9 protein-coding genes are annotated in these 9,908 nt (G+C 71.1%); 3 read left to right on the top strand and 6 right to left on the bottom strand.

Annotated features, from left to right (window positions below):
• Position 1 precedes the first annotated feature (1 nt).
• Positions 2 to 511 (top strand): flavin reductase family protein, encoded by a 510-nt coding sequence (locus AXW62_RS09995; RefSeq protein WP_060944191.1) that lies wholly within the window; start codon positions 2 to 4, stop codon positions 509 to 511.
• A gap of 396 nt (positions 512 to 907) precedes the next feature.
• On the opposite strand, the gene AXW62_RS09990 is transcribed toward AXW62_RS09995, so the two are convergent.
• From AXW62_RS09990 to AXW62_RS09975, 4 genes are all read right to left on the bottom strand, one after another.
• Positions 908 to 1,546 (bottom strand): MBL fold metallo-hydrolase, encoded by a 639-nt coding sequence (locus AXW62_RS09990; protein WP_060944190.1) that lies wholly within the window; start codon positions 1,544 to 1,546, stop codon positions 908 to 910.
• A complete protein-coding gene (locus tag AXW62_RS09985; RefSeq protein ID WP_060944189.1) occupies positions 1,546 to 2,631 on the bottom strand; it encodes an S-(hydroxymethyl)mycothiol dehydrogenase in 1,086 nt (361 codons plus the stop codon). The genes AXW62_RS09990 and AXW62_RS09985 overlap by 1 nt, the downstream gene beginning before the upstream one ends.
• A gap of 114 nt (positions 2,632 to 2,745) precedes the next feature.
• Positions 2,746 to 4,365 carry a M4 family metallopeptidase gene (locus AXW62_RS09980; protein ID WP_060944188.1) on the bottom strand — a complete coding sequence of 540 codons (1,620 nt, stop codon included), beginning with the start codon at positions 4,363 to 4,365 and terminating at the stop codon, positions 2,746 to 2,748.
• 757 nt (positions 4,366 to 5,122) lie between these two features.
• Entirely contained in the window at positions 5,123 to 6,061 is a 939-nt protein-coding gene (locus tag AXW62_RS09975; protein ID WP_079115553.1) for an alpha/beta hydrolase, read from the bottom strand.
• Positions 6,062 to 6,255: 194 nt separating this feature from the next.
• Between AXW62_RS09975 and AXW62_RS09970 the strand changes: the two genes are divergently transcribed.
• Positions 6,256 to 6,666 carry a MerR family transcriptional regulator gene (locus tag AXW62_RS09970; RefSeq protein WP_060944187.1) on the top strand — a complete coding sequence of 137 codons (411 nt, stop codon included), beginning with the start codon at positions 6,256 to 6,258 and terminating at the stop codon, positions 6,664 to 6,666.
• A gap of 173 nt (positions 6,667 to 6,839) precedes the next feature.
• On the top strand, positions 6,840 to 7,979 hold the full coding sequence (locus AXW62_RS09965; protein ID WP_060944197.1) for a serine hydrolase domain-containing protein: 1,140 nt from the start codon (positions 6,840 to 6,842) through the stop codon (positions 7,977 to 7,979).
• Positions 7,980 to 8,049: 70 nt separating this feature from the next.
• Here AXW62_RS09965 and AXW62_RS09960 read toward each other — a convergent pair whose 3' ends face one another.
• Positions 8,050 to 8,961, bottom strand: coding sequence for a phosphatase PAP2 family protein (locus tag AXW62_RS09960; RefSeq protein ID WP_060944186.1), 912 nt, complete (start codon positions 8,959 to 8,961; stop codon positions 8,050 to 8,052).
• A gap of 93 nt (positions 8,962 to 9,054) precedes the next feature.
• Positions 9,055 to 9,908, bottom strand: an 854-nt coding sequence (locus tag AXW62_RS09955; protein WP_060944196.1) for a hypothetical protein, incomplete at its 5' end; no start/stop codon positions are given.

Genomic DNA, 9,908 nt, shown 5'->3' with positions numbered 1-9,908 from the left:
GATGACCATCACCCCTGAGGAGTTCACCCGGGCCATGGCCCGGGTGCCCGCCCCCGTGACGGTGGCCACCACGGTCGACGCGTCCGGACGCAAGTGGGGGTTCACGGGCAGCTCGTTCAGCTCGCTGTCCCTGACCCCGCCCCTGGTTCTGATCTGCCTGGGCAGGACCGCGAGCACCCATGAGGCGTTCACCACCGCCCGCAGCTTCATGATCAACATCCTGGCGGAGGGACAGGCGGACATCGCGAGGCGCTTCGCCGCCTCCGGCACGGACCGGTTCGCGGCGGGCGACACCCTCCCGATGGAGCTGGGGCTGCCGGGCATACCGGAGGCGGTAGCCCGGGTCGCCTGTTCACTGCACCGCGTCGTGGACGGCGGCGACCACTCCGTCCTCATCGGCCGGGTCGTGGCGGCCCACGCCGGTGAGGACGCCCCGCTCGTCCACTGCGACCGCTCCTTCCAGCGCCCGGTGCCGGTGGCCGGGATGGTGCGCGGGGCCGCGGTCCGATGAGCGCGGCCCCGCGAGCCGGGGTGGTGAGCACAGGCCAAGCGCGGCCCCGCGAGCCGGTCCGGTGAGCACAGCCCCGCGAGCCGCCCCGATGAGCACAGCCCCGCGCGCCGACGGGGGTGAGTGCGGCCCCGGGAGCCGGAGCGGAAGGCACAGCCCCACGAGCCGGTCCGGTGAGTGCGGCCCCGCGCGCCGGTCCGGAGCACAGCCCCGCGAGTTGGGGTGGTGAGCACAGGCCCGCGCGCCGGGCGGTAAGCGTGGCCCCACGAGCCGGTCCGGTGAGCGCGGCCCCGGGAGCCGGTCCGGAGCACAGCCCCACGAGCCGGTCCGGTGAGCGCGGCCCCGCGCGCCGCCCCGATGAGCACAGCCCCGCGCGCCGGGCCGACCGGGCGCCGGGGCTCAGTGGCCCCGCGCGATCCACTCCTCCAGGTGCGGGGCCTCGTCCCCGACGGTCGTGGAGTCGCCGTGGCCGGTGCGCACCACCGTCTCCGGGGGCAGCGTCAGCAGCCGCTCCCGGATCGACGCGACGATCGTCGGGAAGGACGAGTACGAGCGCCCGGTCGCGCCCGGCCCGCCCTGGAAGAGGGTGTCCCCGGAGAAGACCGTGGTCAGCGCCGGTGCGTGCAGGCAGACCGCGCCGGGGGAGTGGCCGGGGGTGTGCAGCACCCGCAGCTGGGCGCCGGCGACGGTGAGGACGTCGCCGTCGGCCAGCGGCTTGTCCGGGGCGCGGTCCGGGTGGCGCATCCGCCACAGCACTTCGTCCTGCGGGTGCAGCAGGATCGGCGCGCCGGTGCGGTCGGCGAGCGCCGGGGCCGCGTCGATGTGGTCGTCGTGGCCGTGGGTGCAGATGATGCCGAGCAGCCGGCGGTCGCCGACGGCGTCCGCGATGGCGTCGGCGTCATGCGCCGCGTCGATCACGTACACCTCGTGGTCGTCGCCGACCAGCCAGACGTTGTTGTCCACCTCCCAGGTGCCGCCGTCCAGCGAGAAGGTGCCGGAGGTGACGAGGTGGTCGACGCGTACGGGCGGCGGGGTCATCAGAAGCTCACCACCGAACGGAGCACCTCACCGCGGTGCATCTTGGCGAACGCCTCCTCGATGTCCTCCAGCCCGATCGTCTCGCTGACGAACGCGTCCAGGTCGAGGCGGCCCTGCCGGTACAGGTCGATCAGCATGGGGAAGTCGCGGGACGGCAGGCAGTCCCCGTACCACGAGGACTTGAGCGCGCCGCCGCGCCCGAAGACGTCCAGGAGCGGCAGCTCCAGCTTCATCTCGGGGGTGGGGACGCCGACCAGGACGACCGTACCGGCCAGGTCACGGGCGTAGAACGCCTGCCGGTAGGTCTCGGGGCGGCCCACGGCCTCGATGACGACGTCGGCGCCGTTGCCGTCGGTCAGCTCCCGGACGGCCTCCACGACGTCGGCGCTCTTCGCGTTGACGGTGTGGGTGGCGCCCAGCGAACGGGCCCAGTCCAGCTTCCGCTCGTCCAGGTCCACGGCGATGATCTTCGCGGCCCCGGCCAGCCGCGCCCCGGCGACCGAGGCGGCGCCGACCCCGCCGCAGCCGATGACGGCGACGGAGTCACCGCGCTGGACGTTGCCGGTGTTGAGCGCGGCGCCGATCCCGGCCATCACCCCGCAGCCGAGCAGCCCGGCCGCGGCGGGCGAGGCCGAGGGGTCGACCTTGGTGCACTGGCCGGCGGCCACCAGCGTCTTCTCGGCGAACGCGCCGATGCCGAGCGCCGGGGACAGGGCGGTGCCGTCGGTCAGCGTCATGGGCTGGGCGGCGTTGTGGGTGTTGAAGCAGTACCAGGGGCGGCCGCGGCGGCAGGCCCGGCACTCGTGGCACACCGCCCGCCAGTTGAGGATCACGAAGTCGCCGGGGGCCACCTCGGTGACGCCGTCGCCCACGGACTCCACGGTGCCCGCCGCCTCGTGGCCGAGCAGGAAGGGGAACTCGTCGTTGATCCCGCCCTCCCGGTAGTGCAGGTCCGTATGGCAGACGCCGCACGCCTGGACCCTCACCACCGCCTCGCCGGGGCCGGGATCCGGCACCACGATCGTCTCGATCCTGACCTTCTCGCCCTTGCCGGGGGCCACCACGCCGCGTACCTGTTGAGTCATGGCAGCAGCGTAAGCGCTGATCAGCGGCGATGACAGGGATGACGGGGCACGGCCCGGAGGCGGGCCGCACCGGTTCCCCGATACGGCCCGCCCCTGCCGGCTGTGCGGCGTCCGCTACTTCACGTTGATCGCGGTCCAGGCGGCGGCGACCGCCTTGTACTCGGTGGAGCCGGAGCCGTAGAGGTCGGCCGCGGCGCTGAGGGTGCCGGTGCGGGCGCCCGCGTACTTGGTGGTCGAGGTCCAGTACGTGGTCAGGGCCCGGTACCAGATCTTGATGGCCTTGTCCCGGCCGATCCCGGTGACGGTCGAGCCGTCGTAGGTCGGGCTGTTGTAGCTCACGCCGTTGATGGTCTTCGCGCCGCTGCCCTCGGACAGCAGGTAGAAGAAGTGGTTGGCGGGCCCGGAGGAGTAGTGGACGTCGATGTTGCCGAGCGTCGAGGACCAGTAGTCCCGGGACGCCCCGTCCTTGCTGGGCTTGTCCTGGTAGCGCAGCGGGGTGCCGTCGCCATTGATGTTGATCTTCTCGCCGATGAGGTAGTCACCGACGTCCGAGGAGTTGCCCGCGTAGAACTCCACCGCGGAGGCGAAGATGTCGGACGTGGCCTCGTTGAGACCGCCGGACTCACCGCTGTAGTTGAGGTTGGCGGTGGCGGCGGTCACGCCGTGGCTCATCTCGTGGGCGGCCACGTCGATCGCGGTCAGCGGGTTGGCGTTGCCCGAACCGTCGCCGTAGGTCATGCAGAAGCAGGAGTCCTGCCAGAACGCGTTCACGTAGTTGTTGCCGTAGTGGACGCGGGAGTACGAGCCCACGCCGTTGTTCTTGATGCCGTTGCGGCCCAGGAACTCCTTGTAGAAGTCCCAGGTCTCGGCGGCGCCGTAGTGCGCGTCGACGCCGGCGGTCTGGCGTCCGCCGCCCCATACGTCGTCCGCGTCGGTGAACAGGGTGCCGGTGCCCGAGCTGCCCTGGTTCAGGTCATACGTCTTGTGGTTGCCGCGCGCTCCGTCGGTGAGGCTGTAGGTGGAGCCGCTCTTGGTGGTGCCCAGGGTCACCGTGCCGCTGTACTTGCTGGTGCCCGTGCCGTTCTTGACGGCTTCCCACTGGGTGAGCTTCTTGCCGGTGGTGGCGTCGGTGACCACGTGCAGTTCGCTCGGGGTGCCGTCGGCCTGCGTCCCGGTGACGACGGACTCCCAGGCCAGGACGGGCTTGCCGGTGGACGCCCAGACCACCTTCCGCGGCGACTTGGCCTTCTCGCCGGTGGTCGTCTCGGGCGCGGCCTTCAGCGCGGAGCCGGAGGCGGCCGAGGGGGCCACGGCGGCGTCGGTGCTCTTGACCGCTATCCGCGCGCTGGTGGCCTTGGTCACGGTCCGGGTGCCACTGGCCTTCTGGTGGACGACCAGGTCGCCGCCGAGGACGGGCAGCCCCGCGTAGGTGCGCTCGTAGCGGGTGTGAACGGTGCCGTCCGCGTCCTTGATGACGTCGCGGACGAGGAGCTTCTCCTTGGCCCCGAGCCCGAGGGACTCGGCCTGCGCGGAGGCGTCGGCCTGGGCCGCCTTGATCGCGGTGGCGCGCTCGGTGACGGTCAGCGGAAGCGCCGTGGCGCCCGCCTCGCGGGAGCGTTCCGGCTGGGCGCTGGCCTGGCCGGTCTGCACACCGATGACCACCATGGCGGCGGAGGCGATGAACGCCGCGGCGCGGACGGTCTTCTTACGGGGGGAGGAAGCGAAGGGTCTCACTCGGTCTCCTTGCCTTGGGGCCGCCGGGTCGCGGCCCTGTGTAGGGGGTGCGGACGGCCATGGGTGGGTCGCCCGGTCGAGCAGGAGTGGTGCGAGTGGTGCGCGTAGCGGTACATCACGGCCTTACCGCGCAGTCAGCCGACGCGCAGCGGGCCGACCAGAGATTGTCATCCGGCGATCGATTCGGATAGGTGCGTAACAAGAATTTGACTCGCCGTTGTTCAAGTGGGGGCGAATTCGGTCAGCGAGGCATGAGGCAATAACCGGTGGTTGATGCCGACTTATCCCCCCGGGTCATACACCGTCACATCCTCGCCGCCCCGGCCGCATTGGGGGCGGTCCCGGGGAATCGCCCAGGTGGCGGGCGCGCCGGGCCGCCCGGCGGAAACGGCGGGCGGAGTTGCCGCGTACACGACGAGAAGACGATCTGTGTCCGCGCTGTCCGCCCGCTGTGCGCCTGGCGGGTGTTTCCTGGACGCTTCCCGTATGCCGGAGGTTCCGCCGAGGGACCGGATCCGGCCAATCCCGGGGCGTCTTCGCGGCGCACGACGGCGGGACGCTTCCGCGAACGCTTCCCTCCGGACAGCACCGGACAGCGTCGGGCAGCAGACTCACCCTCACGGTCGGCCTTCGCCGTGGTCATGTGCACCGTGGCCGGAGCACATGATGCAGACGAAGGCCGACCCCGCGTCCGGCGAACCCCCGGGTGAGCGACTCAGTTCGAGACGCCATGCGAGGCCGGAAGACAAGAACAGGCTCAGCGCGCCCGCTCGTACTCCCGCGTGATGAAGGAGACGGCGTTGTCGAGGGCCTCGTCGGCCTCGGCCATGTGGCCGGCCAGCAGGTGCCAGACGTGGAACATGTGGGGCCACACCTCAAGGGTGGTGCGGACGCGCTGTTCCGCGAGCCGTCCGGCGAGCGTGATGCCGCTGCTGAGCATCACTTCGTTCTCACCCATCTGGATCAAGGTCGGGGCCAGGCCGCGCACATCGGCGAAGACGGGCGAGGCGTCCGGATCGGTCGGCAGCGCGTTGCCCAGGAACGTGCGCGCGAGCTTCTCCAGGAATTCTCCGCTGGTCAACGGGTCGAGGCCGTTGCGGCTCTGGACCGAGGAGCCGGAGTGCGTCAGGTCGGCCCAGGGCGAGAAGGAGACGCCCGCCACGGGCAACGGCAGGCCCGCGTCGCGTGCCTTGCGCATGACCGTGATCACCATCGCGCCCCCGGCGGAGTCACCCGAGATCGCGATCTTCTCAGGAGCGGTCCCCGCCGCGAGAAGCGCCCGGTAGGCGGTGAACACGTCGTCGATGGGGGTGGGGAAAGGGTGCTCGGGTGCCTGGCGGTAGTCGGGCACCAGCACCCGTGCCCGCAGGCGTTTGGCGTAGTGGCCGGTCAGTCCGACATAGCCCTCGACCGCCCCGTGTACGTAGCCTCCGCCGTGGAGGTAGAGCAGTGTCCGGTCATCGGTCACGTCCTCCGGCACCACCAGCATGGCCGGCACGCCATCGAGGTCGGTCCTCTCGAAGGTCACGCCGTGCGGTGCCGGGAGAGCGGCGGCGAGTTCCCTGCCGTAGTTGTCCCGCACTTCCGCCCAGCTGAGGTCGCCTTCCCCCGCGAGCGCGGGAGCGATGCCGCCGGCCGCTTGTATCCAGCGTTCCAGTAGTGCTGCGGCCTCTGGTGTCAGGTTCATGGTGCTCATGTCTTTCGTCGATGCCACTGATCGCGAGGCCCCGGTGTGCCAACGGACGGGACGCATGCCCGGTGGGGGTACGCCGCCGAGACGGTTCCGGTGAACCTCGCCAACGTCGTCAGCGTCCTCCCTGACACTGATGTCAAGGTCAAACCGTGCAGGTCACAGCCTTCTGGAGGCTGCCCTGGCCTAAGATCGAGGGCATGCGCATCGGAGAGGCGGCGCAGCGCACGGGAACGACTCCGCGGCTGCTGCGGTACTACGAACAGCAGGGTCTGATAGCGCCCGGTCGCTCCGAAAACGGCTACCGGGAGTACGACGAAAATGCCCTGGGGCGGATTGCGCAGATCCGAGACCTTCTGCGGGCCGGTCTGCCGACCCGCCTGATCCAGCAGGTCCTGCCGTGCATCTCCACCCCGCACAGCAGCATCCGCTTCTCCGGTCTGACCCCGGAGATGGTCGCGCTCCTGGAAGCCGAGCAGGCCCGCCTCACAGCACGCATCGACTGTCTGACCCGCAACAGGGACGCGATCGCCGACTATCTCGCGGCCCTGCGCGAGACCAACGGGCAGCAGGAACACGCACCGGGCCGCACCGCGGATGACAGCGCTTGAACCCGCCGTGACCTGCGCCGCTTGACCTTCACACCGGTGTCAGCCTTGGACACTGACGGTGTCGGCCATACCTGCCGGAGCCGTCTGGGCGGCGTACCCCACCGGGCATGAGTCCCGCCCGGGTGGCACAGCGGAGCCGCCTGGCCGGCACCATCGACGAAGGACAGCGCGCCATGATCGCAATTCACGGTACGTCCGAGCCCCGCTTCGCGGGCCTACGGGAATCACTGCGGCAGAACATCGCATCCGGTGCGGAAATCGGCGCCTCGCTGGTCGTGGACATCGACGGTGAGCGCGTGGTGGACCTGTGGGGCGGGCACCGCGACGTCGCCCGCAGCGCCGCCTGGGAGGAGGACACCCTCACCAACGTGTGGTCGATCACGAAGACCGTCACCAGTCTCGCCGCGCTCATGCTGGTGGACCGGGGCGAACTCGACGTGTACGCGCCGGTGGCCCGGTACTGGCCCGAGTTCGCCGCGGGCGGCAAGCGGGACGTCGAAGTCCGTCATCTGCTCTCCCACACCTCCGGTGTCTCCGGGCTCGAGCAGCCGGCGACCGTGGAGGACCTGTACGACACGCGCGGGGCGGCGGCCCGGATGGCCGCGCAGACCCCGTGGTGGAAGCCGGGCACAGCCTCCGGCTACCACGTGATGAACTACGGGCACCTCATCGGGGAACTCGTGCACCGGATCACCGGCCGGTCCCTGCGGCAGTTCGTCGCCGAGGAGATCGCCCGCCCGCTGGGAGCGGACTTCCAGATCGGCGCGGCCGAAGCGGACTGGACGCGTGTCGCGGACATCGTGCCGCCGCCCCCGCTGCCCCTCGATCCGGCGGCCCTCGGGACAGCCCATCCCGCCTACAAGACCCTGACCGGCCCGGCGGTGGCGGCGGCAACCGCGAACACCCCGGCCTGGCGGGCCGCGGACATCGGTGCGGCGAACGGCCACGGCAATGCCCGCTCCGTCGCCCGCATCCTGTCCGCGCTCGCCCGCGGCGGTCAGGTTGACGGCATCCGGCTGCTCAGCGAGAAGACGATCGACCTCGTCTTCGAGGTGCAGGCGGACGGCGTCGACCTCGTCAACGGCCTGCCGTCTCGCTGGGGTATCGGCTTCGCGTTGCCGAAGAAGGACACCCTGCCCTGGATCCCTGACGGCAGGATCGCGTTCTGGGGCGGCTGGGGCGGCTCGATGGTCATCGCGGATCTCGACCGGCGCATGACCATCTCCTACGTCATGAACAAGATGGCACCGGGCATCCTCGGCTCCGACCGCAGCGCCGCCTACGTCCGAACCGTCTACGACCAGCTGCCCTGATCAGGGCGGGTTCCGTACAGCTACCGCTTCGCCGGGATGCGCCGGCTCCCGCCCGGAGCCGGCCGCGTGGTCAACCCCGTGCGGGGCGTGTGCGGCGTGCGGTGTGTGCGGGCCGCCCGACTGCGGCGTACCAGACCAGGGCCGCACATATGAAGCCCGTCGCCCCGGAGACCAGTGACCTTGTGAGGGTGTCGCTTCGTGCGCCGGAAACGAGGGCGATGACCAATGCCACCGTCAGGGTGATGACGGGCAGCGCTCGGGGGCTCCGCGTGGCGCCCGGCGCGGCGGCCGGCGGCAGCAGCCAGGTCGCGAGGCCGTAACAGGCACAGGCCAACAGTGTGGCCCCCAGCACTTCGCTGGGCCGGTGGCCGCCCATGGTCGCGCTGGCGGCGGCGATGCAGGCGAGCCACAGCACACCGGCCGTGGCGATGTAGGGGCGGATGCGGGGGGAGACCACGAGGACGGCGGCGAGGGTCAGCGCGGCGGGGATGGCGGTGTGCCCGCTGGGGAAACCCTGATCAAGGAGATTCTCGGGCGCGCCCACCAGATCGGGGCGGGGCAGGGTCGATTTGAGCACCTCCTTGCCTCCGGTCGTGACAATGACGACGCCGAGCGCCGCGCACCCCGGCCACCAGCACCGCCGCACCAGGGTGAGGACCACGATGACGGCCAGGCCCACCATCAGGGTGGGCTTGGCGCTCAATTCCAGCGGCGGCAGGGGCGTCGAGCCGTAGGCCGATCCTGACAGGGGGTAGATCCATGCGTCTTCGCTGCCCTGTTCACCGAGACCGAACAGGGCGTTCTCGGCTCGTTGCCCCCACGGGGTGCAGATGGCGAGCAGGTAGAGCGTCAGGAACCCCAGGGTGTAGAGCAGAGCCGGCATCCACGGCCGTGTCGTCCGCGACGGGCTGGGGTCGGCGGTGCCCTGCGTTGAGGCCCCCGGACGGTGCGCGGGCAGGGCCGGAGAATCGTGCTGAGTCATCGCTCTGTTTCTTCCGTTGAGGGGAGTTGGGCCACGCACGTCTTGTGGCACGACGTGGCCGCCGGGCTCGGCCGACCCACCGGGGGTCGGCTCCTATTCGGGGAGTGCCTGCCCCTGTCGGCGCTGGGCGGTGATCGCCAGGGCGGGGAGGGGCGCGATCAGCAGGAGGAAAACGACCAGGTCCGGAAGGGACTGCATGAACGCGTCCGGCTGGACGACGATCGCCTGCGTGCGGACGATCGCGACCGCCGCGACGGGGATCAGCCACCGGTGGTCTCCGGTGGCTGCCGTCGCAACCCACGCGCCGAGCAGCGCGGTGACTTCGAGGACGAACAAGCCGCGCTGGAAAGCCGGACTGACGGAGATGATGTGCAGGCTCCCGGCCATGAACATGGCGAGCACGACCGGGGCCAGCCGGCGGTAGGAGTGGCGTCGCAGGCGGCTGGGACGGCAGAGCGCCAGCACGGCGCACGCGGCGCACAGTGTTCCCGAGAGCACCAGGTCACGGGCCGTCAGCGGGGCGCCCAACCCGTAGTAGCTCAAGCCCGCCTTGCCCTCGCTGCCGAAGAGGGTGCGGCCGTGGGCCGTGGCGCCGGCCCAGATCATGGCCGCCGCGGCCGGCAGCGCGAGCCACGCTCTGCCACGCAGCAGAGCGATCAGGCAACCCAGCGGGAGCAGCCCGTAGGGCAGCAGCCGTATCCGCGTGGGACCTCCGGCCCACGGATACCAGCCGGAGAAGTGGAAAGCGATGGCGTGCTGTCCGGGGTCGATGTGCAGTGCCCAGTGCCACACGTCCTGCAGGTACGGAACCAGCGCCAGCGCGGCGAGGGCCAGGGCGGCCAGATGGATGCCGTCCAGCCACCACGGCCGGGCCGCGTCGTCGACGACGGCGCGGGCGCGGGCCTGCACCCCGGCACACGCCAAGGCGGCAACTTCCCGCGGCGGGG

The organism is Streptomyces hygroscopicus subsp. hygroscopicus (genome assembly GCF_001553455.1).
GTDB classification, from domain to species: domain Bacteria; phylum Actinomycetota; class Actinomycetes; order Streptomycetales; family Streptomycetaceae; genus Streptomyces; species Streptomyces hygroscopicus.
This window is presented reverse-complemented; position numbering and strand designations above follow the sequence as displayed.

Coding starts and splice junctions, on each gene's coding strand:
- AXW62_RS09995 (WP_060944191.1), top strand. CDS start 2: ATGACCATCACCCCTGAGGAGTTCACCCGGGCCATGGCCCGGGTGCCC.
- AXW62_RS09960 (WP_060944186.1), bottom strand. CDS start 8,961: ATGACTCAGCACGATTCTCCGGCCCTGCCCGCGCACCGTCCGGGGGCC.
- AXW62_RS09965 (WP_060944197.1), top strand. CDS start 6,840: ATGATCGCAATTCACGGTACGTCCGAGCCCCGCTTCGCGGGCCTACGG.
- AXW62_RS09975 (WP_079115553.1), bottom strand. CDS start 6,061: ATGAGCACCATGAACCTGACACCAGAGGCCGCAGCACTACTGGAACGC.
- AXW62_RS09990 (WP_060944190.1), bottom strand. CDS start 1,546: ATGACCCCGCCGCCCGTACGCGTCGACCACCTCGTCACCTCCGGCACC.
- AXW62_RS09970 (WP_060944187.1), top strand. CDS start 6,256: ATGCGCATCGGAGAGGCGGCGCAGCGCACGGGAACGACTCCGCGGCTG.
- AXW62_RS09985 (WP_060944189.1), bottom strand. CDS start 2,631: ATGACTCAACAGGTACGCGGCGTGGTGGCCCCCGGCAAGGGCGAGAAG.